The sequence below is a fragment of the Dyadobacter sp. CY351 genome, assembly GCF_021502625.1.
Taxonomy (GTDB): domain Bacteria; phylum Bacteroidota; class Bacteroidia; order Cytophagales; family Spirosomataceae; genus Dyadobacter; species Dyadobacter chenhuakuii.
The window spans coordinates 823,255-847,568 of record NZ_JAKFFU010000003.1 but is presented as its reverse complement, the minus strand read 5'-3'; the positions used below and the strand labels follow the sequence as shown (position 1 = coordinate 847,568).

At 45.9% G+C, this 24,314-nt stretch carries 15 protein-coding genes, 1 pseudogene and 1 riboswitch; of the genes and pseudogenes, 9 read left to right on the top strand and 7 right to left on the bottom strand.

Annotated elements, in window-relative coordinates; all coding sequences use genetic code 11:
• Nucleotides 1-35: 35 nt before the first annotated feature.
• Nucleotides 36-458: pseudogene (locus tag L0660_RS08935) on the top strand (DUF6250 domain-containing protein); the annotation flags it as partial.
• Nucleotides 459-618: 160 nt separating this feature from the next.
• Here L0660_RS08935 and L0660_RS08930 read toward each other — a convergent pair.
• The 6 genes from L0660_RS08930 to L0660_RS08905 all read right to left on the bottom strand — a co-directional run bounded on the left by L0660_RS08930 (nucleotide 619) and on the right by L0660_RS08905 (nucleotide 10,964).
• Nucleotides 619-1,488, bottom strand: a complete 870-nt coding sequence (locus tag L0660_RS08930) for a HEPN domain-containing protein (protein WP_235159183.1) — start codon at nucleotides 1,486-1,488, stop codon at nucleotides 619-621.
• Nucleotides 1,489-1,554: 66 nt separating this feature from the next.
• Nucleotides 1,555-3,510, bottom strand: a complete 1,956-nt coding sequence (locus L0660_RS08925; RefSeq protein WP_235159182.1) for an ATP-binding protein — start codon at nucleotides 3,508-3,510, stop codon at nucleotides 1,555-1,557.
• Between the two features lie 1,267 nt (nucleotides 3,511-4,777).
• Nucleotides 4,778-5,572 carry a DUF4397 domain-containing protein gene (locus tag L0660_RS08920; RefSeq protein WP_235159181.1) on the bottom strand — a complete coding sequence of 265 codons (795 nt, stop codon included), beginning with the start codon at nucleotides 5,570-5,572 and terminating at the stop codon, nucleotides 4,778-4,780.
• A gap of 25 nt (nucleotides 5,573-5,597) precedes the next feature.
• Nucleotides 5,598-8,351 carry a TonB-dependent receptor gene (locus L0660_RS08915; RefSeq protein WP_235159180.1) on the bottom strand — a complete coding sequence of 918 codons (2,754 nt, stop codon included), beginning with the start codon at nucleotides 8,349-8,351 and terminating at the stop codon, nucleotides 5,598-5,600.
• 242 nt (nucleotides 8,352-8,593) lie between these two features.
• On the bottom strand, nucleotides 8,594-9,220 hold the full coding sequence (locus L0660_RS08910; RefSeq protein ID WP_235159179.1) for a YceI family protein: 627 nt from the start codon (nucleotides 9,218-9,220) through the stop codon (nucleotides 8,594-8,596).
• A gap of 210 nt (nucleotides 9,221-9,430) precedes the next feature.
• Nucleotides 9,431-9,531, bottom strand: a riboswitch (SAM riboswitch).
• A gap of 122 nt (nucleotides 9,532-9,653) precedes the next feature.
• Complete coding sequence (locus L0660_RS08905; protein ID WP_235159178.1) at nucleotides 9,654-10,964, bottom strand: hypothetical protein; 1,311 nt, start codon at nucleotides 10,962-10,964, stop codon at nucleotides 9,654-9,656.
• A 291-nt stretch (nucleotides 10,965-11,255) separates the two neighbouring features.
• Here L0660_RS08905 and L0660_RS08900 point away from each other — a divergent pair, with 291 nt between their 5' ends.
• The 6 genes from L0660_RS08900 to L0660_RS08875 all read left to right on the top strand — a co-directional run bounded on the left by L0660_RS08900 (nucleotide 11,256) and on the right by L0660_RS08875 (nucleotide 21,800).
• The gene (locus L0660_RS08900) at nucleotides 11,256-12,569 is read left to right on the top strand and encodes a peroxiredoxin (protein ID WP_235159177.1); all 1,314 of its coding nucleotides are present in this window, start codon (nucleotides 11,256-11,258) and stop codon (nucleotides 12,567-12,569) included.
• Between the two features lie 101 nt (nucleotides 12,570-12,670).
• Nucleotides 12,671-13,129 (top strand): protein-disulfide reductase DsbD domain-containing protein, encoded by a 459-nt coding sequence (locus tag L0660_RS08895; protein WP_235159176.1) that lies wholly within the window; start codon nucleotides 12,671-12,673, stop codon nucleotides 13,127-13,129.
• 17 nt (nucleotides 13,130-13,146) lie between these two features.
• Nucleotides 13,147-14,100: a cytochrome-c peroxidase gene (locus L0660_RS08890; RefSeq protein ID WP_235159175.1), complete on the top strand. Its 954-nt coding sequence runs from the start codon at nucleotides 13,147-13,149 to the stop codon at nucleotides 14,098-14,100.
• Between the two features lie 10 nt (nucleotides 14,101-14,110).
• Complete coding sequence (locus tag L0660_RS08885) at nucleotides 14,111-17,362, top strand: SusC/RagA family TonB-linked outer membrane protein (protein WP_235159174.1); 3,252 nt, start codon at nucleotides 14,111-14,113, stop codon at nucleotides 17,360-17,362.
• 11 nt (nucleotides 17,363-17,373) lie between these two features.
• Entirely contained in the window at nucleotides 17,374-18,810 is a 1,437-nt protein-coding gene (locus tag L0660_RS08880) for a SusD/RagB family nutrient-binding outer membrane lipoprotein (protein ID WP_235159173.1), read from the top strand.
• Between the two features lie 11 nt (nucleotides 18,811-18,821).
• Entirely contained in the window at nucleotides 18,822-21,800 is a 2,979-nt protein-coding gene (locus L0660_RS08875; RefSeq protein WP_235159172.1) for a DPP IV N-terminal domain-containing protein, read from the top strand.
• Between the two features lie 137 nt (nucleotides 21,801-21,937).
• On the opposite strand, the gene L0660_RS08870 is transcribed toward L0660_RS08875, so the two are convergent.
• A complete protein-coding gene (locus L0660_RS08870; RefSeq protein ID WP_235159171.1) occupies nucleotides 21,938-22,402 on the bottom strand; it encodes a transposase in 465 nt (154 codons plus the stop codon).
• A 168-nt stretch (nucleotides 22,403-22,570) separates the two neighbouring features.
• Between L0660_RS08870 and L0660_RS08865 the strand changes: the two genes are divergently transcribed.
• Together L0660_RS08865 and L0660_RS08860 are read left to right on the top strand one after the other, a co-directional pair.
• On the top strand, nucleotides 22,571-23,128 hold the full coding sequence (locus L0660_RS08865; RefSeq protein ID WP_235159170.1) for a DoxX family membrane protein: 558 nt from the start codon (nucleotides 22,571-22,573) through the stop codon (nucleotides 23,126-23,128).
• Between the two features lie 97 nt (nucleotides 23,129-23,225).
• The gene (locus L0660_RS08860) at nucleotides 23,226-24,293 is read left to right on the top strand and encodes an AraC family transcriptional regulator (RefSeq protein ID WP_235159169.1); all 1,068 of its coding nucleotides are present in this window, start codon (nucleotides 23,226-23,228) and stop codon (nucleotides 24,291-24,293) included.
• Nucleotides 24,294-24,314 lie beyond the last annotated feature (21 nt).

Here is a 24,314-nt window from a genome sequence, read left to right as displayed (position 1 = left end):
CAGAATGTGAGAAGTTTAAATGATACGACTGGAGGGTTCTGGTCGATGGGGGAAAGAATGACCGGCTATCGGATCTGAACCAGTTCTGGATGGCGACCGACCCTCGAAACGCAAACTAATTTACACGCAGCGGCAAGTTTGAAGAATACGACTCGCTCTCACTTTACTATGTGGGTTTTGGAGGCAATCGCAACTCCACCACACGTTTTCGAAAATACCATGGAAATAGGGAAAAGCCGCTTTTAAAAGAGTTTACGGATAAAGAGCATCTTCTAAAACCCAACCACAAATACCACATTACAATCAAAGTCCAGGATGGACGGGCCACCTTCTCAGTCGATGGCAATGTGATCTTTGACTGGAATGATACATCTCCGCTGACAGTGGGTTATTTCGGGTTCCGATCCACGGCGTCCCGTCATGCGATTGACAATTTTCGCGTTTGGAAAATGCTGTGATTTGTACAGGGCAATGGAGCGAATGATTGGCTCGAAAGTCAAAAATGCATTTGCAGGTAAATTAAATTGGCCTTATATGTTTATAAACAACTGGGCGGGTGCATCAAACACTCGTTCAATACCAATGGATGTTCAATATGGATTGCTATGTCGGTTCCTTCTACCCGCTCGTAAGCTGCGTAATCCGCTCTCTGCAAATCCGCTCCGTAAGATTTTTCAGCAAAGTAACCCGACCGCCAAGGTATTCCAGTTCCACTTTCTCAATCTTGTAGTGTTTTTCATACCTGGCATCAATGTAGGCTTTTTTTAGAAGCTGAAACAATCGCTCTTCCTCGCCTGTATTTCTGGGGAAAACAGTAGCGAAATCAGAATGAAGTTTAATGGCTTGATTCCCTAATTCCTCGATATCATGAATCTTGGGTTTATAATCTGTGAATACTAAAAGGACTGCGGTATAGTATCGTTCCGTCGCTTGGTGAAGCTCAAAAGCCGCATTAGTGTAGAAAACTGAATCACTTTCTGCCTCCTGAAAATAAAGTCTAAAACCTACCAAAAATGCACAAGCCGATTTAAACCAATGCTCAAATGCATCCGTAGCTTTTATCTGCCTTTCTTCTGGATTCATCAGTTTCGGCTCGGACAAGGTGAATTTTCCCGAATCGAAAAGCATAACTCCTTCTTTTAAAATATCTATAAAGAAATAGTAGTTCCGCTCGATCTTATCATTAACAAAACCAATGCTGTGATAGATAATGCTGGTTCTTGTGATCTCCTCATTCTTCATCAATTCCTTATCCAGTTCCCGCGATTTTTTAACTTGTTTGGCAGAATTCTTGTCTTTGGTTACGATCAGAATATCGAAATCGCTTACATATTCGTATTTCTCCTGGTAATCTTCCACCCAGTCACCCCGCGCATAGCTGCCGAAGAGAATAATCATTTCTGCTGGGATTTTGTCCAGGACTATTTGGGTAAGGGCTTTAAGTTGTTCTTGCTTGGTTTGTGGGAGGTGGGAGAGGGTGGTTTTCATATGGTGTGTGGTAGATCTTATTTTGACAAGTTATTACGAGATTCCCTGACTGAACACTCTCGGTGATCAAGGTTCGCTAGGTAAGTATTGTTTATACTTAGTTTTTAAGTAGTTAAGCCCCTCTTCGTTGTCTTGCAAATTTAGATTTAGCTTTTCTTTTATAAATTCATGCCGCTGTTTTGCCTCACTAATGATGTCACCCCAAGAAAGAATGAAAACATCAAAGTTCTCGCCTTCATGAATGTGACCATATTTTCGATTCTTCTGCGTTAACAATGGTACAATTTCACTTTTGAAATCTTTTGTTATTAAAATAAACTTCCACCTGGTTTTGCTTTTTGGAAACCTTTTGTCATTTGCTACTTTGGTGGCGTAAGATTCTATCTGTGTCTTTTCGTCAAAACCAGCATCCAAACTCGGTCTCTTTAATTCAATCACCAAATTTTCTTTTCCGGCTGTACCTAAGCTGAACTGCTGCCAAAGACAGACATCAGGAATGGTCTCTAATTCAGAATTATCTTCTGCATTTACAACACTTTCGAAGTCTTCTCTTTTTAAACAATCTTTGAGGTATGATTTTAGTACATTTTTGAGAGTTAGATCATCAACACCATATGTGTATTCATCACCGAAAATCCAAGTCTCGTTGATTACAATTTTATGCAAATGCCTTCTTTCAAGAATGTTCTTATTTAAATCTTTATCATAAATTATCTGTTCTAAACCGTTTAGGAAGTGTAAACGATTTTTTATTTCAGTCATCGCATCAATTATACTAGAAAGTGAGGTGCTTTCAAGTAACTCAGCCAAATCTTCTCGCTGCTCTTTTGGTAATTCTATAACCTCACTGAGTATTCTCCTTAAATTTTTAGAGTCATTTTCAAGTGATTCACTGATTAATTTCAATGTAAGCTTCTTGTTTTTGTCGTCTTGTTCATTGAACGAGGGAAGATATTCGTTGATTTGAAGTGCGACGATGTCAAAAACCTGCCTTTTGGAAACTTCAATAATATTTTCAGCGGGTTCTTTGTAAGGATAAATTCCCTTCTTTTTTAAATCGTTAATAAACTCCTTAGAATATTCATGAAGTCTACGCCTAACATAGTCTCTGGCAAAGTCTTTGGATTCTTTGAGGATTCCAAATAATATTTCATTAGCCTCATATAGATCTAATGCATTTTCTCGATGCAGTTTTTCGATATAGACGGATTGAATGAAAACTGAGATTGGTATGCTTGACCGGACGCCCAAGTTGGTCTCTAAAAAGGGTATTCCTTGTGCATTACAGAGATATGTCTTCTTCTTATTTTCGAAATTCCATTCTAAAATCTTAATAATGAATTTGTAAGAAAGATCACCAAGGTGAACCATTACCTCAGTCTGCTCTGTGTTTTTAATAAGAGAAGCAAATTGTAATTCAATATCATTAAAGAAAATCTTGAATTTTGGATAGCTTGTCCAATAGGATGCGAATCTTTCTTCTAGTTCTTTTCTGTTCTCTGATTTTAAAGCATAATCTGCGTTTTTAAAGTTTACGTTACCTATTTCAACTGCAAATCCTGCCTTACCTTCACCTTTTTTCAATTGTCTTACATCACTTATCTCGGTTCTTGACAGTTGATTCCTGTCAAGAGTTATCGTAAACTCGGAATATGCTCCATTATTTTGATAGACACTAGTAAATTTCACTAGATCCCCTAATGCTAGACCTTTATATCGGCCTTTCCCCTCCTTACCGTGAAATTGCCTTCCACTTGGGCTTTGCGTCTTATTTTTCTTCTCAGATCCACCAAGTCTAGAAAAAACATCTTGTGCTTTTTCGTAGGTCAAGCCATGTCCGTTATCAAGCACCTTAATATATTCATAGTTACCTAGTTCGGTTGGAACATATTCTATTTTGACTTCACTAGCATCTGCGTCTAACGAATTCCATAAAAGTTCTGCAAGCGCATTTATTCCATTTGCTCTCGTCAATGATTCAATGTGATCTTTCTCGACTCCTATGTCAATTATTTTTGCCATTTGTTTAGTTTAAGTTGAGGGTTACAATGTTGGTAATCCTTCAAATGTAATATTCAATGGCGTTTTATATCCTTCATATAACACTTACTATAAGTTTCGTAGCAACAAGATCTGCTAACCGTTGTGCTTCGTTTCGTCATTGTAGCAGGTTTGCGTAATCCTACAATTCTAGTCAATTGCCGCCACTATTTCAACACGAAATCTGCATTAATTGTAGGGTGGTCAAAGTCAGGATATGCAATTCTAGTTTGATTGCTCTCCGGGCGTCTATCAACATTAGCAAATTAAAATGCGTCCGAGCCAACATCTGCTGACCGGGAATGCGTTGATCAAAAACACATTTCAAGCTCGCCTTGAGATTCTTATAATTTACAAATCTTGTTGTTTTATGATTCCAATAGACGCTCACGTGCCAAATAGGCAAATACGGATTTCGGTCGTGGTAATTAAAATGCAAGTCGTGGCATTTACTTTCCGGCTTCCACGCTGTCTTACCAGATGGCAATCATAAGTCCCAACGACTCCACTGGTTTTGACCCGAATTGTTGAGTAAATAATGCGTCGCCGTGCCAAAGCAAAAAACCGTGGCCAAATCCGCATTTTCTTCCACAGCGTAGTTCTGGTGATGAGTGGAAAACTTGCCATGAAACACAAGGAGATAAGCTGGTCTTACCCTAATGCTCAATTGCCATCGCCCGCCCCTTTCCTCTTCCAAAAGTATAGACATGAAATAAGAGCGTATCGCTTAAAACTTGACCGTCCAAATCCTTTATGGTCTGACGGACTTGAATCGCGATCCGGCCGTCCGGCTTCGTATCAAATGTAATGGGTTCGACCGCGGGATCAATTTCTTGCCACTCCTGTAGCCAGTAAGCACGCAATTCCTCGTGCCCGGTAGCCGCAAATTGCTCCAAAACATCAGAATCGCTCCTTTGGATTTTAATGTTTCCCAGCGTATCCTACTTTTGCTATATACTTAACCCCTAAAATGAATCATGACAAAAAGTGAAGTAGCAACGAAATACATTGAATATCTCTCAAATGGCGCTGTAGGGCAGATAGTGAGTTTATTTTCAGTGGACAGAATGGTCAGTTCACCGATCTATGGAGATAAGCCGGCGACAAGCTTTTTCAAGGAACTGACCAAAATTAAAAATTATCTACGATACCTTCGTTGCCAGAAAGTTAGTAGAAGATATGAGGTCTGAAACAGCTAATTAAATCTCCGTTACAAACAAAATAGGTTTAGCAGGGAGCTCTCAATCAGCTACTTCACCGGATGCTCCAAAATATTAAAAGCCAGGTCTGGACTGCCCTGCCGGAGCCCGCTTGTAAATACCGTATAAATTTTCCCGGCTTCCAGATTGAAATTACCCACTGCGCCGAGCGTAGTGCCGTTGGCAGCGTTTGATAATGTCAGCGCGTGAGGACCTGGGTTGACATTTTGAAATGGCCCCAGCGACCAGGCACTGAATGCTTCTCCCGACAAGGCAGAGTTGGCAGCACGGCCATAAGCAACGTTGCTAAATAAGGCTTTTCCGTTACTCAACACATTCAATGTGCCCGCGCCCGGCGACAGATTTACGAACCGCAGCTTGGCCTTGCCCGCCTCCGGCGCTTTCAGGTCGTCGTAGAACAGGATCAGCGAATCCGACTTGTTATTTTCTGTGCGGGCTGCGATTACCGTGTGATAAAATGTGGCGATCGGGCCGTTGGGCCTGCCGGTTGCAGTGAATGTGGCGCTGTTACCGAATTGGTACGAGGCTTTATAGCTCGTGTTGGTGCCTTCGGTAAAATTGATCTGAACATTGCCGAAAACGGTGGGATAATAGTCAGAAGCCTTGTTGACGGCCACGGGCGTCGGGGTGATCTTATCGGTAAATGTCCAGAAACTGAGGGCAGAGTTGACGGGCCTTGCATTAACAAAACTAATGTAGGCGCTCAGCGGCGGGCGATTGGCCGCGTCGATGTCCAGATAACTGGTGTCCTTGCAGCTAGCTAATGTTGCTGTTGCGGCGAAGAGCAGCAGCAGGCGTTTTGAAAAAGACAATGTGGATATCATAAGTTCGAAGAGATGAATTTGGGTGTTAAAGTCGAGCTGTGATCCGGATAAATGGCTGAATGCCAGCGCTTCCGTTTTGCAGGCCAACAATGGATGGGTTGTTCAATGCTGAAAGTTTTGGGTCCGAATAATCGCCCAGCTCATTGAAGGCGTTATTTACACCAATGACTGCCTGGATGGATTTTGTAAAGGAGTAAGCCACAGAGGCGTCCACGACCCAGATCGGGTTGAGCTTTTGGAAGAAATAGTCAGGTTTGGGAAATGTTGCATTCAATGCCGATGCCGTTGTAACTGAGCCGAAGTAAATGCCGCGCACCATATAAGTCAGTTTGCCAACCTTGTAACTTCCCTGTAAATTCACTTTCGTTCCGGGAATGTGGGACGTGACCCGCGCTTTTTCTCCATCGTTGAAAATAATGTATCGATACGCTTCCAAACCTTTCGGCGTATTCACGCTGACAACCTCATTCTTTACAAAATTGGCCCCCAGCAAAAACGTCAGTCCTCCGCTTCGGAACGGCGTGCGGTAACTTCCCGTGAGTTCCAATCCCTTTGTTCTAGTGCTAAACGAGTTATAGAAAAACTTAGCCTGGGTCGTGCCCGTTTGCACAAAAAGGCTGCGTACTTCGAGCGGCAAATTGACGTCGGTCGCCGAAAAATTTCCCGTGTTTCCGACCCGGTTATTGACATCCACCCAATAAGCATCTGCCGTAAATTCAACGTTTTTCAGCGGCTGAGAAGTGATCCCCAATGTGTATCCCTTTGACTTTTCAGGCGTTAAAGTAGGAATGCCGAGCGCTCGGGTAGCGGCGCTTTGGTTAGAGGCTGTCACCTGATCGATCGCGCGGCCCTGCTGAAAACTGGTTGAGGTTTCAGTATAATAATATTGAGCAAGATCCGGAGCGCGGAAGCCTGTATTATGCGAGCCGCGAATGCCCAGCCAGTCCGCAATCTTGTATTTCGAAGCAATTTTATAGGTTGTTACATTGCCCAGCCCGGAGAAGCTTTCCAGGCGCAGCGCCCCTGAAACAAGCCAGTTTGTCGTAATATTTGCCTCGAGATCCGCGTAACCTGCCAGCACGGAACGGTTTACATTCACAGCATTTTCAGGCCGGAAACCAGCGTGGATCTGCGAACCCGGCGAGAGACCATTCAGACCGATTTGACCCTCATTGGTGTTATAAACAATGCCTGTTCCTGTTGTATCAAGTCCATAAACCGTTCGCAAATCTGCTTTTGAATAAGAAGCGGACTCACCAGCAACGATCTGGTAAGTTTCCACGCGATATTGCGCGCCAAAGGCAACATTGATTCCTTTTAAGGCTCGGTCAAAATAACGGCTGATGTCGATGCTGCCCGTATTCTGGCTTGCATTATAGCTGCCCGCATCAAACGTCCTGGGCGTTTTTAGGCCGAGGCTGGCATTCAACGAATTGGTAATCACATTCCCAAAGTCGTTTTTGCCATAAACATTCGAAATGTCCACGTCCCAATTCTGGATCTTGCCTTTCACACCCACCGCCAGGGACTTATCTGTGATGATGTTTTCCATGGCCGGTAAAAATCCATCAGGGTAGAGGAATGCATTGTTCCGCTCAGTCCAGCCCGGCAGTCGGAACACGGCGGTGAATTGGGAATTGCGGTGACTAATGCCGCCAAATGCATATACTTCCGCATTTTGTCGCAAAGGCACAGCCGCATTAAAGAATAGCAATGCATCTTTGGCCTTGTTGGAACCGCCGCCTCGACGGTCAAAAAAGTGCCTGTCTATTCCTCTGTTTTTTAGGATTTCCTCGTCGATTTCTTTGGTGTATATCGCGTCGTAATTCCGGGTGTTGGCACCGCCGCCGTAAATAGGGCCCAAGTATAAGCCGGCATCATCATTTCCAGGTAAAAGCGCAATGGCCTGCGTGGCGAATTCCGCGGTTGCATTCAGGTAACCGCCTGTTTTGCCCAGTGCAAATCCATAGTTTGCATTCGTGCGGGTGGTCGTTCCGTCTCCTCTTCGCCGGGTGCTGGCCGTTGAGCTAAGTGTCAGTTGTTCAGTGGTTTTGTTCAAAACAATGTTGATAACGCCTGCAATTGCGTCCGAACCATACTGAGCAGCTGCCCCGTCCCGAAGGATCTCAACACGCTGGATGGCGGCGGTCGGAATCGAATTCAGATCATAACCTGTGGCACCGTTTCCAAGCCCTCCCCAGTTGATGTTTGAACTTTTGTGCCGCCGTTTTCCATTCACCAAAACCAGCACTTGATCCACGCCCAAACCCCTTAATTGTGAAAGGTTCAGCGCCGAACCGGCATCCCCCGCATTGCTGCCATTTACCGAGTGAAATGAAGGCGAAACATATTGAAGAAGCTGCGTAATGCTCACCTGAGGCGCCGATTCCAAAAGCGGTTTCAAATCGATCACATCGACCGGAACCGGAGAATCCAGCTTGGTACGGTTCGCATTTCTGGAACCTACCACTTGCACTTCGCCCAACTGCTGCGAACTAGGTTGCAGACTGATATCATATTGATTATCAGTTGAGATCTTGACTTCCTGGGCGGAAAAACCTACAAAAGAAAATACGAGCGTTTCCCCTTTGATCAGGTTCAACGCATATTTCCCATCTGCATCAGTCAGCGTTCCTTGCCGGGTGCCTTTTACCGAAACATTTACGCCTGGTAATGCTTCGCCGCTCACGGCATCTGTTACTTTTCCGTTCAGTATGCGCTGCTGGGCGAAAGATTTAAAGGCGGCAAATACAAATAATAGTAGAATATATCTTTTCATTCAATGAGGTGTTTATGGCTTCATCTGACGATAGCCGGCATAGCCGCGTGATAACGTACAAGTTTATACGTCACGTTGATTTTCTGATTTGGTGACGACGGAATCGCAGCGATGTCCATTTCTTCGGGCTGGGGAGCCTGCAGTTCCTGTCCGAATTCCTGCACATGCTGACTTGACAAGTAAACCCATCATCCCTCCGTCGCCAAATCAGAAGCAATGTTATAGTACAACAAGAGGCAATATCACTTCACGCTAGCCTTGGTTGTAGAAGCAGATTCTGTTGCAATCAGCGAGACGTCCAAGTTGAAAGTATCGTCAATTGCTTTGTCGCCAATCGCGGAAAAGAAGGTTTTTGAATTATACTTGATGCCGTATTTGGTGCGGTCAATGGCTATTTTTGCATTAGCCGTCAGGTTTTTCCCTGTTGTAGTCACCTCTGCTGGAAATGCAACATCCTCGGTAATGCCTTTGATAGTCAGCTTACCTTTCACATTGTATTTATTTGCACCGGAGGGCGTTACCGAGGTGATATTTAGCTTGCCGGTTGGATGTTTTTCGACAGCAAAAAAGTCCTCGCCTTTCAGGTGTGTGGTCAGTTTTTTGTTGTATTCAGGGTCTTTCAGGTCAGTTACTGTGAGATCTTTCAGATCGATTTCAAAGTTGCCGCCCTTTAATTTTCCAGCGTCTACCAGTAACGTGCCGCTCTTGATGGGAACCAGGCCCGAATGCTCGCCGGTTACTTTTTTGGCATTCCATACCAGCTTGCTTTTCTGTGTGTCTACTGTGTACGGATTTTCTTTTACAGTATTTGTGAAAGATGCCAAGCCAAGTGTAGCGAGAGATAATGCGGATAAAATGGTCTTTTTCATAATAAATTGAATGGTTAAAATATTAAGTCTATTGGTTTTGTAGACTAAATGCGATAAAATAATGCCATCGAACGCGAATAGGCGTTTTAATGTTCGGTAGACTGGATTACTCAGTTTAAGCTGATTAGCTTCTCCATTTGTCCTCAGGACAACATTTTGTTGCGCAGGGAACCGGACGGATTTGGATGCTTTTTCTAGACATGATTTGTAAATTTATAGCTCCTAAAATGTTAGGCAGGTTAGCACTGATTCCACCCTGGAAAGTTGCTAAGAGTTCGCCGAGCCTGTCTCTCCCTCTTTCTTTATAAATCCACTTTTACTTTGCAGGTAGTAATCGTAAGACGATGCAAAGTTAAAGTCATCTTTTACCGATTGTCAAAAATTAATAGAATTATTCGGGGATCTTGCCACTAGCGTACAGGTGTTGTGAGTGCTATTTTCGCTTCTCTTCCAAAGGATATTTCTTATCTATCTTCTTCAAAACGACATAAATCGAATCATTTCTTTCATTTAGTCCTGACAAAATAATTTTATTGGGATCAGGCCTTTCATACCCCAAAAAGAGTTTGCTAAGCGTGTCGGCGCGGTTTCGCAAGGTGAAAACTTTGTTGACAGTGTCGGCGGAATATCCGTAATAGTACCGGCCGATGTTGCCATAATATTCCGTTGTTCGTATCGAATTTTTGGTATTGAGCTTGAAAGGCTTGTCTATTTTAATGCTGATGGAATTAAACTTTTCGAATACGACATTCTGCCAGCGCGTGGTGTCACCAATCGCATCCGGGATCGTGTTACCATTCAGCTTAAAATCAGCCACATGATAGAACCCGCTAAATCCGGCAAGTCCGTCGTCCAGAGGAAGTTTGAAGGTCTTGCCACTCGCATACAAGGTCCCGTAACTGTAACCGCGATGGATGATGAACATGAAAATGAATGCATATTTGAACGCAAGAAGGGCGCTATTCTTCCAATTTTGGGTAAAGGTGATCTTTGGCACATACGTCAGTGCAACAGCTTTGTGCTCAATCAAAATCTCATAAAACCGTTTGCCATCCCGAGCCAAAAGCATCAGCGAAAGCGTGAGAATGTGCAAGCTGGCAAGCTCGACGCCCGCGTCGTAACCAATGTTAACGAACCAGATCGGCACCAGTATCGCAACCATCATCAGCGCCCCCAACGTGGTAGTCCGCCGGAAAAGGATAAATAGTGTCGCCGCCAACTCGAAAAATCCCGCAAAAACTTCAAAAAACGGCGATACGCCGGTGGTCAGCCAATATAACTTACCCGGCGTGAAATCGCCCAGGTTGGTGTTCAGCTGACTGATTGTCGGAAACGGCATTTGCACCGGAAACACTTTCGCCCAAGCAAACCAGGACATTCTCAGCGCAATGCCGTAGCGCGCCGCGGTGTAAAACCAGTAATACAGTTTCTCATAGTCAATGCGCTTCCTGTCAAGCCTTTTCCAGGCCCATCCTGCCAATAGGCAGATAGCAACTGTGATAAACCATCCTGTATAGTTCTTTCCTTCCTGGCTTTCGAAAAACCAGGGCTTGTTTTGCGAGATGGCATCCAGCCACCGGAATTTGTAGGAATTAACATTAAAACCTGCGTCGAAATCTTGCCGGTAAAATTCGGGCGTAAAGGGAATTGTGCTGATAATGGCGTAGATCAGCGCGGCGCGTAACGCAATTTTTTCGTGCGTTTTCCAGCTGGAAAATGCCGAAGGTGCTTTCGGTAATGACATTGTAAAAATGAAATGTGAATGAATTGACGCTGACAAAAGTAGAAGGCAGACTTTTGCTGTGCAATCCGTTTGGTGGTATGAAATCGAATTATTCTATTAAGTCTACAAATTTAATAGAGATGTAATCTACATTTGTACAAGTCTAACGACGACCTTTTAAAAACCACCTTTGATAGGTTAACAATTATACCGGAAAAAATCCTGCAAATGTTTCCGGTTCAGTGAGGATTCTTTCAGCTTGTCTGGCAAGAATATATGTTAACTATTATCCATTTTAACAACACAAGTTGTATGAAAATCAACGACAAGATCAAGGTTGTGGCTTTGGCAGGTGCCACGCTTTTAAGCAGTTTTGTAGCAACAGCAGACAAGCCTGATGCTAAATCGCCCAAGCAGGGCATCTGGCGCGGGGAGTTTGTAATTAGCGAAACACACATTCCATTCAATTTCGAGTACAATGCTAAAAACGCAAAGGATCCGATCCTGACGCTGCTGAACGGCTCACGGAGGGACGATTTCCATGTGACAAAAATCGGCGCGGATTCGATTTTTGTAAAAATGAACACTTATGATGCAGCATTGGTCGCAAAGGTGGAATCAGACGGAAAGATTACAGGTGAATACCGCAGTCTGGTTCCTGGCTTCCGGGGGAATTCGTTGCCATTTTCAGCCGAGCATGGCAAGGATTATCGCTTTGTAGAAAAAGGCAAAGAGCAGCCTACCAAACACAATTTGAGCGGCAAATGGGATTTGCAGGTTTTCAGCAAAGCCAAAATGCCTGATAATGTAGCGCTTCTCAAACAAGAAGGAAACAAACTGACCGGCGTGGTAATGTCAACAGTAGGGGACAGCCGCGAGCTGGAAGGCGTTGTGCAAGGCGATGAATTTGTGCTTTCCCATTTTTCTGGTCCTAACCCAAGGGTTTATAAAGGAAAAATTAATGAAGATGGCTCCATCACGGGTGTAATCAGCTCGGGTATTTACGACAATACCAAGTTTGAAGGTGCCAAGAACGAACAGGCAGCATTGCCAGACCCATACAAACTGACCTATTTGAAAGAAGGATATACCAAACTGGATTTCACCTTGCCTGACCTGGACGGAAAGCAAGTTTCGCTCAGCGATGACAAATACAAAGGTAAAGTGGTGATCGTCGAAATCATCGGCACCTGGTGCCCGAACTGCACAGATCAGACAGCTTTCCTTTCACCCTGGTTTAAAGAAAACAAAAAGCGTGGGGTAGAAGCGATTGCGATTGGTTTTGAACAAAAAGACGATCTGGCCTACGCCAAATACACGCTGGGCACATTGAAGAAGAAGTACGGAATTGAATACGACATTCTCTTCGGCGGTATTGCAGACAAGAAGGTCGCTTCCGAAAAACTGCCTGCACTGAACCGCATGATGGCATTTCCAACCACGATCATCATCGGTCGTGATGGCGAGGTAAAGCAGATCCACACGGGCTACACCGGCACGGTTACCGGAAAATATTTCGAGGATTATGTTGCCAAATGGAACAAGGATCTCGACGCATTAATCGCTGAGCCCATTCCGGCCACGTTCTCTTCTGCCAATACTGCTCCTGCAAAAAGCGGAAAATAATAAAGGGTGATTGGTACGCGAATTGGTAATCTGAAACAACTGCAAGGGAGAGTTCTCACTTTGCAGTTGTTTAATCCTTCACAATATAATGCCGTATTAGTATGATGTTCAAGCAATTGTTCTTCCTTTTTCTGTTTATTTCAATAAATGTTTTCGCCCAGGAACCTTCTGACATCTCTAAATGGAATGTATCCGTTTCTAGCAAAAATGCGAAAGTAGGTGATGAAGTCGAGCTCATTTTCTCAGCTTCGATTGATAAAAATTGGAAGCTCTATTCCAGTGATTTCAAAAACGAAATTGGTCCGCTTCCTACTGAATTCAAATTTGTGGAAACCGATTCGTATCAGTTGATAGGCACCATTAACCCTGTTCAGCCCAAAAAAACGACTGACCCCACCTGGGATGTGCAGTACACCTATTTCACCGAGAAGGCACAGTTCCGGCAGAAAATTAAGGTTTCAAAAAACGGATTTAATGTTGCGGGAACCATAAAGGGGCTCTTGTGTAGCAACGAAGACGGCCTTTGCATTCCTTTCCAGGAGTCTTTTCGGATTAATTGAAACAGAAATTCATCAGCATGTTCAAAGTCAAGCAAATTGTTACCGTTCTTTCGGCTGCGTTGTTTTTTGTGATAACTGTGGCATTTCAGCATCAGGAAAATGACGTTTCCACGAAGGCAGAGCTGGGTGAAAAGTTATTTTCCGACCCTATTTTGTCAAGAGGAAAAGCCATCAGCTGCGCCTCCTGTCACATTCCACAATTTGCGTTCGCTGACACCGCTGCCTTCAGTGTGGGTGATAAAGGAACCAGAGTTTCGCGAAACAGCCCGGCGCTAACGAACCTTTCGGGGCGTACAGAATTTTTCTGGGATGGAAGGGCGGCTTCGCTGGAAGAGCAGATACTTGGCCCATTGTTGGCCCATGACGAAATGGACCTACCGGTCGAACAGGCTGTAGAGCGTTTAAAGCAGGATACATTCTATAGCGCGGCTTTTCAAAAGATTTTTAAAACAGAGGTAAACCAAAGAAATCTGCTGAGTGCAATCGCTTCTTTCGAACGAACATTGGAAACCACCAACACACCTTACGATCGATATCTGGACGGGGATGAAAAGGCGATGTCTGAACAAGCGGTTCGCGGACGTATACTGTTTATTGGTAAGGCGGGTTGCGCCACTTGCCACTCCGGCGAGGACTTTACTGCCGATCGTTTTAAGAACATTGGCCTTTTTAATGGAAAGGAATTGACTGATCCCGGCCGGTTCAAAGTCACCAAAGACAGCGCTCACATCGGTCTGTTTAAAGTGCCCGGCCTGCGTAATGTGGCCGTCACTGCACCGTACATGCACAATGCAATGTTCAAAACACTCAAAGAAGTCGTTCAATATTATAACACACCCGACAAATTTGTCAGTAACAGCATCAAACGCGACTTGTCCCTAGGCACCTCGCTCAACCTCTCCGACGGCGAAGTTGATGACATTGTAGCATTTCTGGACGCGTTGACTGACGACCGGTTTAAGAAAAAGTAATCCCATACCCATGTATAAAAATTTACGAAAGGCCGGCAGCTTCTGGCTGCTCTGTACGCTTGTATCCGTCTATTTCAATATTGCTTTTGCGCAAGAAAAAGTAGTCAGCGGCAAAGTAACGTCCGCTCAGGACAAAAGTCCGCTACCCGGCGTGAATGTGGTCGTGAAAGGATCCAGCAAGGGTATTTCCACCGATGCAAATGGCAGTTACCAGTTCAGTATCAATGAAAGCGACAATGTGCTCGTGTTTTCCTTTATCGGCTATGATCCGGTGGAGCAGACGATTGGTACCAGAACCAAAGTTGATGTTGCACTGAGAGAGTCGTCGCAGCAGCTCTCCGAAGTCGTCGTTACTGCGCTTGGTTTTAAGGAAAGCTCGGATAAACTGGCAGCGACCAGCTCCAAAATCGACGCAAAAGCGATTACCGCCTCAGGTGAACCGAATTTAATAAACAGTCTGGCTGGTAAGGCTTCTGGCGTGCAAATCAATAAAAATGGCAGTGACCCCGGAGCGGGATCCTTCATTCAGATCAGAGGACTGAGCACCATTACCGGCAATAATCAGCCGCTGATTATTGTGGACGGTGTTCCATTGAGCAATTCAAGTGAGGGAGGCTCGCAGGGAAATGTATCGCAGCAATCGCGCCTGAACGATATCAATCCCAATGACATTGCCTCGGTCCAGATCCTGAAAGGAGCATCCGCCGCAGCGCTCTGGGGTTCACGTGCCGCCAACGGCGTGATCGTGATCTCGACCAAAAAGGGCAGCGGCGAAAAACTGAGCATTTCGTTCAATTCTTCGTATTCTTTTGATGAGGTGAATGCATTTCACGCAAGACAAAACACATTCGGGCAGGGAGCGGGAGGTAAATACAATCCTGCCGGTACCAATTCCTGGGGAGACAAAATAGCCGACCGCTCCGGAGCGGCCGACGAGTTGAATACGACAGGAGCCTATTTCGAAGCGCAGGATGGGACCAAACATTATCCGATCGTCAAGAAAAATTCCAGGGAAACCTTCCACGAATCGAACTACAACCAGGTTTTTCGCACCGGTACTGCGGCTGACAACACATTGAGCGTTAGCGGCGGAACCGAAAAATCCACATTTTATTTCAGCGCCGGACATTTAAATCAAAAAGGTGTTTTCAATGGCGCGAGCGATTACAAACGCACCAGTTTTAAACTCAACACCGAACGCAAGTTCAATGATGTTTTCCGCATTGCTGCTAATTCTACAATGAGCAGGATCACTTCCAACAGGCAGGGCAGGGGAAACAACACTTCGGGCGCGCCTGTGGGTTTACTTAGAAATGCGCCTGATTTCGATGTATCGGACTACAAAGGAACCTACTACGCCAGCCCGTCGGCCTCGCCGGAGTTCAACCGCCAGCGCACGTACAGAAGTTACCTTGGTGCGTCTGCAAACCCGTTGATCGGGAGCCCGTTATGGGCGCTTCATGAACAGAAATACACTTCTTCTGTCAATCGGTTTTTGAACAGCGTGGAGCTGGGCATCAAGCCGGTTGAATGGTTTGAGCTCATCGCCCGGGCAGGTTATGACATCTACACCGACGAGCGGCTGGATTATTTCCCGGTTAACGATCTGAGCAACAATGGACGTGGGCAGTTTGTCGACAGGCTGTTCAAAGAAGCGGAACTAAACACGGATCTGATCGGGCGTTTTGTAAAAGATTTTGGTAAACATTATGCCTTGACTTACGTGATCGGCTTCAATGTCAATGACCGGCGTTATCTGAACGACAATCTGGACGTTAAAAACTTTATCATTCCCGACGCTCCGGCCAATCCTTCGAACGCCACTTCCGCTAACCGCACACCAACCACAGTCCGCTCGCACATCCGTAATGCGCGTTTTTACAACACGGCCGGTTTATCCGCATTCAATTCGGTGTTTGTAAATGTCTCGCTGGCTGCGGAGGCTGGCTCGGCTTTTGGTAAAAATGCGAAAAACACATTCTATTATCCGTCAGCAGATATTGCGTGGCAGTTTTCGAACCTGCCTTTTCTGGAAAATTCAGGACTGGACTTTGGCAAGCTGCGGGCGTCATTTGGAGTAGTAGGCGTGCAGCCCCTGCCTTACAAAACACAGACAAATTACCTGGCAGCCGCATTCTCGCAAGGGATTTTAGGTGATAACATTGCCGGCTCGCAATATGGGAACGGCGCATTCCTGCAAAGTCCAGAGCAGGGAAACGATAAGCTGCGCCCGGAACGAAAAACGGAGTATGAGATCGGGGCAGACCTGCGGCTCTGGCACAATAAAGCCCGTTTTGGTTTTACCTATTATCAAAATAAAGTCGATAACCTGCTGATTCCCGTTACCCTTCCAGCCTCAACAGGTTTTGTGAGTAAATATACCAATGCGGCCACGCTGCAAAATAAAGGCATCGAGGCTGATCTGGCGCTGGATCTGATCCGCAGTAAGGATTTTAACTGGTCGGTGAATGCTAATGTGAATCGCAATCGAAACAAGGTGACTGACCTTGCGGGAACCAGCTCCTTATTCCTGACTGGCATCAGCGGTTCTATCGACGTGCGCGCCGTAGAAGGTCAGCCGGTGGGCGTGTTTTGGTATGGAAAATACCAGCGGACAGAAGATGGGAAACTCGCGCTGGACAAAAACAATTTTCCACAGCTGGCCTCTACCAGTGGCATCATCGGTGATCCGAATCCGGACTGGCGCGGTGGACTGGGCACGACGTTGCGTTATAAGAAACTTACGCTCGACGTATTGTTCGAAACTTCACAGGGAGGTGATTTCTATGAAGGTACCCGCGCGGTGATGTATAATTTTGGTACACATGCCGATGTGGGCAAAGAGGTAACACTGACGCAGGATGTTAACAACTATACGGGGAAAGTGTTTGCCGCAGGAACGACCGTCCGCGGTAATCTGCACGATTTCGGCGGTGGCCCGGTGCTGCTCGACGAACCCTATTACACCTCGATCGGCGGCGGTTTCAGCGACTTGAAAGAGCATATGATAAGCGACGGAAGCTGGACGCGCCTGCGGCAATTGTCTTTGAGCTATCATTTGGACAGCGAGAAATTCCGCAAAGTGATTCCGCTGCAATCAGTCGATTTTTCGGTAACCGGAAGAAATCTTTTTCTCTGGTCAAAAATCAAAGGCATTGACCCCGACACCAACCTGACCGGCGACCCGCTAGCCCGGAATATGGATTGGTTCAACTCCCCCGGAACCCGCTCGCTCATCCTGACTTTACGCTTAACCTATTAAAATTTAAGAGTATGAAACGCTTCAAGCGATATATCTTTATTCCCCTACTGATGGTTTTGCTGTCCTGCGAAAGCATTGTGGACGAGCTCAATACTGATCCCAATAACCCTGCACAAGCCTCGGCGACATTATTGCTGACAGGTTTACAGCTCGGAAATATTACCATTCACGAAGGTCACACTGCGCGGGTTGCCGGACTCTGGTCTGGTTACTTCACGGGCATCGATCGCCAGTACCGCGACATTTATTTTTACAATGCCTCGGGTGGACTGTTCAATGTTTCTTGGCAGAACATTTACTACGGTGTATTGCAGCAAACGAAACTGTTAGAAGAACAGGCCAGGCTAACCAATAACCGCGTTATTGCGGGCATTGCAAAAGTGGTCAAGGCGCATGCAGCGGGTGCGGCAACTTCCGGCTGGGGCGACGTGCCTTTCGCGCAGGCTGCCGACATTGCACAGTTCCCAAATCCGGTTTTTGACAAGCAGGAGGATATTTACAAATCGTTACAAAAGCTGCTCGATGATGCCATCGCAGACCTGGAAACCAACCAGGGAACAACGCCTGGGGTAGCCGACATTCATTTCGGCGGAAATACGACTAAATGGATCGACGTGGCACATACGCTCAAAGCGCGCTTTTATCTGGACGTGCGAGACTATGCCAATGCTTACAGAGAAGCGCAGCTCGGCATAAAAAACGCAGAAGGTTCGCTGCTGGCGCCGCATGGAACTTCCTCGGGCATCAATGAGAATTTCTATTTTACCGGCCGTTCCATTACAGACATTGATTCACAAGGCGCCTACATCACCACGATCCTCGATCCGGCTAGTGCAGCCTATCGCGGTGATGCAAAAACCGACGAGCGTGCGCGTTTGAATTTCTACCTTACTTACACGGAGGCCAACGGTGTGAAATCCAACTTCAAACATAACTATACCAGCACAGCAACCAAACGAGGCGTTTTTGCGCAGGACGCGCCATTTCCACTGATCACTTTCCAGGAAAACCAGTTGATCCATGCTGAGGCGGGTTACCGGGTAAATGGGTTGGAAGAAGGACTTTTGCAATTGAACAAGTACCGCGCTTACCTGAATGAAGGTGGTTACATTGGCACCACTTACCGCGAAGAGAATTTTAAATACGAACCGTACGTCGCGGCTGATTTTACCGCTGGGGGGATCGCCAATAAAAAACGTGAAGCGGCCGGTGACGCGCTGCTGCGGGAAATCCTGGAAGAACGCTATATTACTTTTTTTGGTCAGATCTTAGGTTTCAACGATTTGAGAAGGACCCGAAAAGAGTCAGTGGTTGTACCGGTTCCTGCCAACAACGGCAGTGTTTTGCCTGAGCGATTTGTATTCGCGCAGGACGAAGTCAATTCGAATACCAATGCGCCCAATCCGGTTCCGGGTGTTTTTGAACCAACACCGGTCAATAAAAAGTGATTGAACTGAGAATGACTAAAAGCATCGGATTACTTGCATTGCTGTTTCTGAGTTTCGGCATGGGCGTTTCAGGCCAGGATTTCAAATCGGATTTAACCAAAATTACGCTCACTGAAGGTACCAATTTTGCGCTGGCCTTGTCGCCGGACAAACAAACGATCGCCTTTGATTTGCAAGGAACATTGTGGATTCTGCCAATTGGTGGAGGAAAAGCAGTACCCATTTCGGATGCATTAGGCGACATTCGGCAGCCAGCTTGGTCACCTGATGGTCAAAAGTTAGCTTTTCAATCGTACCGGGATGGAACCTATCATATTTGGACAGTTAATAAAAATGGCACCGGTTTAAATCAGGTTACGACGGGCGTTTATGACGATCGCGAACCTTACTGGTCGCCTGACGGAAACCATATCGCCTTTTCTTCCGACCGCAGTGGTAACTATGATATCTGGCACGTTGAGCTTGCTTCCGGAAAACTGAAACAGCTCACGACCGATCCCGCCAACGATTATTTCCCTGCATATTCGCCTGATGGCAGGCTGGCCTATGTTTCAGAGCGAAAAGCAGGCGGCGGCATTTATGTGCAGAATGCAAATGGTGCGGAAAAGTTGCTGGTCAGCAGCAAGGAAAAGCTGGCTTCGCCTTCTTGGCATCCTTCCGGGAAGTGGATCATTTTTAATAGTGTAACGCAAGGCGAAAGCACATTGGACTTTGTCCAGACAGGTGGCGGCGAGTGGCAGACATTGTCCCGACCGGAGGAAGATGTTTTTCCTTTCCGCGCAGCCTGGATTTCTGAAAACGAATATCTCTATACGTCAAGCGGCCAAATCAAAAAAGGAAAATTGGGAGAGAAAACATCAACCGACATTTCATTTGAAGCGCAGGTAAATGTAGGACGGCATACGTACGCAAGAAAAAAGCGGGACTTCGATTCTGAAAAGGTTAAGCCCATGCTGGGAATTAGAAACCCAGTCGTCTCACCAGACAGAAAACAGATTGCGTTCACCGCATTGGGTGATTTGTATCTGTTGACAAAAGGGACTGCAAAGCCGCTGCAACTTACAGATGATAAATTCATTGAAATAGATCCAGCCTGGTCTCCCGACGGAAAGCAGCTTGCGTATGCTTCCGACCGGAATGGTAACTCGGATCTTTGGGTCAGGGATTTAGCCACCGGCCAGGATAAACTTTTGTTGGACGCAAAACATGCGATCAAATATCCGAGCTGGTCGGCGGACGGTAGCCAAATCGCTTATTATGAGTCTGATCCGAAAGGCTGGCTGCGCACTTCACTTAAAATTTTGGACCTGAAAACCACAAAGTCCGAGCTGGTATATGCGCCATTGTTTGATGCTTCGCAGCCAAGCTGGTCGCCGGACGGCAAATCCATTATCCTTTCTGCTTTACAGCCTTATTCAACGCGTTATCGAGAAGGTGTGAGTGAATTTTTGCTCATCAATGTCAAAGAAAAAACGGGCGATTTCATTGCGCCCGTTGCGGAACGGACGCCTGCCGCAAGAGGCAAAAATGGCCCATACTGGTCGCCAGACGGCAAATCGCTCGCCTACGGACTGGATGGTTACCTGTGGACGGTTCCCATTGAAGCGGGCAAGCTGACCGGCACACCAAAGCAATGGACGCGCGAGCTGTCGGAAGGTTTTAGCTGGACGGCTGACTCAGAGCACATTGTTTTTATTGCCACGGATGCATTAAAACAAGTCAATCTGCGCGATGGGAAACAGGAAACATTTTCTTTAGACCTGACCTGGAAAACACAGCAGCCCAAAGAACATTACGCCATTCACGCCGGAAAAGTTTTTGACGGAAAAAGCGAAAAATACCAAGAGAATGTGGACATTCTGATCGAAGGGAACCGCATAAGGAAGATCGAGCCGCACAATGCATTACGAAAAGGAAAGGTGATTGACGCGTCCAAAAGTGTGGTGATCCCCGGACTGTTTGAAATGCACACGCACCAGTCGGCTCTGGCCGGTGAGCAGCTCGGCAGACTATGGCTGTCTTACGGCATAACTTCCACGCGCGAGCCGGGAACGGAGCCTTTTGATGTGGTAGAAAGGAAAGAATCCTGGGAAAGTGGGCGTCGCAAAGGTCCGCGCACGTTTTACGCCGGGGCATTGATGGACGGAAACCGCATTTATTATGGCCTTGCCGTCAGCAACCGGGCTGGCGCGCAGCTCGATCAGGAGCTTAAAAGGTCGGTAAGACTTGGTTACGATATGATCAAGACCTACGTGCGCATGCCTGATTCTTTGCAAAAACAGGTCACCGAATTTGCACACAGAAATGGTATTCCCGTTTCATCTCACGAGATTTTCCCCGCTGCGGGTTATGGAGTCGATGCAGTCGAGCATATCGGCGCCACGAGCCGGCGGGGCTATTCTACCAAACTATCGGCGGAAAATAATTCTTACCAGGACGTTGTGCAGATCATTGCCAAATCGGGTCTGAACATTACGCCAACGGCTTCGCTGCACGGCGGACTGCATTATCTGATTAACAAAGACACTGCGTTTTTTGATAACCGTCAGTTTCAATCTTTTTATTCCAAAGAATCAATTCAGGAACTAAGGGAATCTGGCGAGTTGCGGTTGAAGACAAATCCTGCATTTCTGACCTCATTTGGCAACATTCAAAAAACACTAAAAGCAATCCTGGCTGCTGGCGGGCGTGTTACGCCGGGGACGGATTCGCCTATTATAGCACCGGGAGTGAGTCTGCATGCTGAACTACAAAGCTGGGTCGATGGCGGAATTACTCCTTTTCAGGCATTGCGGTCGGCCACATTGTGGTCTGCCGAGGCAGTAGGAGTAGGAGATGACCTGGGCAGTATTGAAGCTGGGAAACTGGCTGATCTGATCATTTTGGATGGTGATCCATTAACTAATATCAAGGATTTGCTAAATGTGAAGACTGTGATTAAAAATGGGATTGTTAGTGATATAAATGCATTGCTGAACCGGGCAAAGTAGGGATTGTGGGGTAATCTGGTAAGCAAGGCGATGCGTCGCGGTAACTTACACGTATGGTCATGTAACTCACCGGGAGCAGATGTCGCGTCCGCCGCCGTGAAGATGAGGCGTCAGCGGCGGCCCACGTATTCAAGGACTCAAAGGTTATCCGCAGAGCTGTTGTGCAAGGAGGCGCTGGCGACTTCCAGGAAGGTTATTAGTATTGAATTCTGATCTTCCGTTTTGAGATACAACTTTACTTTGCGCAGAAAATCGTAGAGCGGCTCACTGTACTTATGACCCGTTTCAATTTGGAATTCGGCCACAGACAGGTCTCTCCGATTATTTTTGAGCAGGTATAAAGCAACAAAAAAATAGGAAATCGGAAGTTTGCTGCCTTCCAGTAGCGTCCCACTCTGAAGTGTAGTGCGAAACCGGCATGTTTTGCATTGAAATTGTTGTTTGGAAGCCAGCCAATAATGGTGGGACCCGCCGCATTTTTTGCATACGATCCCTTTTTGAAGTCGATACTCTTTAAAGGCTTCAATGGCAAGGTCCTCGTCTTTGTAAAGTCTTATCGCATCCTTCGCAAGCATATTTTTCTTGATTCTATTCTTTTCCAAAAATACATATTTTTTGATATAAATATATAATCTATGGAATTAGTATAGAAATAATAAATACTGGTAAGTGTTTGCTCTTCCATTCAACAACCGCCCGCATTAACTTAATGTTAAAGCGATCTTTTGAGCCGATCCTGGCGTAGATAGCCTGAACCAGACCTGCAACATATGAAGAATTCACTCAGCCTTTTTGACCGCTTTGATAAACTTGACACATCCATTAATAAATGGCTGGTAGCCAATAGCATTAACATTCTTCGCTTTACGATGGGGATTGTTTTTGTTGCTTTTGGCGTGCTCAAATTTTTTACGGGAATAAGTCCAATCGAATCACTGGCAACCCGCACAACCTCTGAGCTTACCTTGGGTGTTTTCACAGGGCATAGTGCAATGGTATTTGTTGCTACCCTTGAATGCCTGATCGGCTTCTGCTTTTTAACCGGTATGTTCCTGCGGGTAGGGGTATGGCTGCTTGCGCTTCAAATGGTGGGCGCTATGTCCCCGTTATTCCTTTATCCTTCTGAGCTTTTCTCTGGCACAATGCATGCGCCGACCTTGGAAGCCCAATACATCATCAAAGATATTATCCTGATAGCTGCCGGCATGGTAATCGCATCAACGTGGACCGGAGCGCGAATCGTTGCAAGGCCACAGGGATTTAGGGCTACGCTAAGCAAAAGAGTTGCGGGGGTATATCGGGACGTATCTACTGTTCCATATGCTTAGACTTGGTCGTGTGGAAGCGGTCATTATTATTTTCAGACTTTAATATTATTATTTTTACAAACCCGTTTTGAGATGTTCTTACTTACAAGCCAAATGCATGAACCCAGGTCAGCAGATCCTATTCTTTTTTAGCGCACTGGGCGCGTTTAACGGGCTGATTATAAGTTGCTATCTGCTGATTTTCAAAAAGCCAAAAGCGCCTGCATCATACTTTCTGGGTCTGCTGCTGCTGGCTCTAACCATGCGGATCACCAAGGCTGTTTTCAATTATTTTTACCCCAACCTCCCGCGGATTTATCTTCAAATCGGACTTTCAGGTTGCTTTTTAATCGGCCCTTCGCTTTATTATTTCACCAGGGCGGCACTTGAAAACACGGTTAAGACACCTGTACGATGGAAGTATATTTATTGTGCCTGGCTGGCGGGAATCACTATTTTAGGCATATTAATTCCTTATCAAAGCCATCCCTGGGATTGGAACCATTACATTGTTCATATCATTTACGCACAATGGGTTGCCTATTTTGTTCTGACCGGATGGATGCTCAAAAAGCGGATCGCAAAGCTGTTTGACAAAACCGAAAATCTCTCGCCCACGGAGAAGCCGATCCTTTCTATCTTTTTCGGAAATGCGGTTATTTTGATCGCCTATCTCATCGTCTTTTTCTGGTCATTCAGCAGCGTATACATTACCGGCGCTATATTCTTTTCATTGCTGCTTTACCTGAATATCCCGCTGTTTTTCAGCCGAAAAAAGTCAAATACAACATTCCTGGGTTATGCCGAACCGGAGCGTTATGCCAAAAAGAAGATCGCCGAAGATCATGCATCGAGCCTTACGGACAAGATTCATAAAGTCATCACAGAACAGGAACTTTACAAAAATCCTGACCTGAAATTGAATGATCTGGCCAAGGCGGTTAACATTTCCGGGCATCAGCTTTCGCAGCTGCTTAACGACAATCTGGGCAAAAGTTTCAATGTTTATATCAATGAATATCGTGTTACCAGAGCTTGCGAGCTGATCGCAAGCAACAACGGAATCAAGCTCGAAGAGATCGGTTACGAGGTTGGCTTTAATGCAAAGTCTACGTTTTTCACCGCATTTAAAAAATACCGCGGAACCACGCCCAGCCTGTTTAGAGAAGGATTATCAACTACTTAACTAATGCGGTCGGTACGGAAT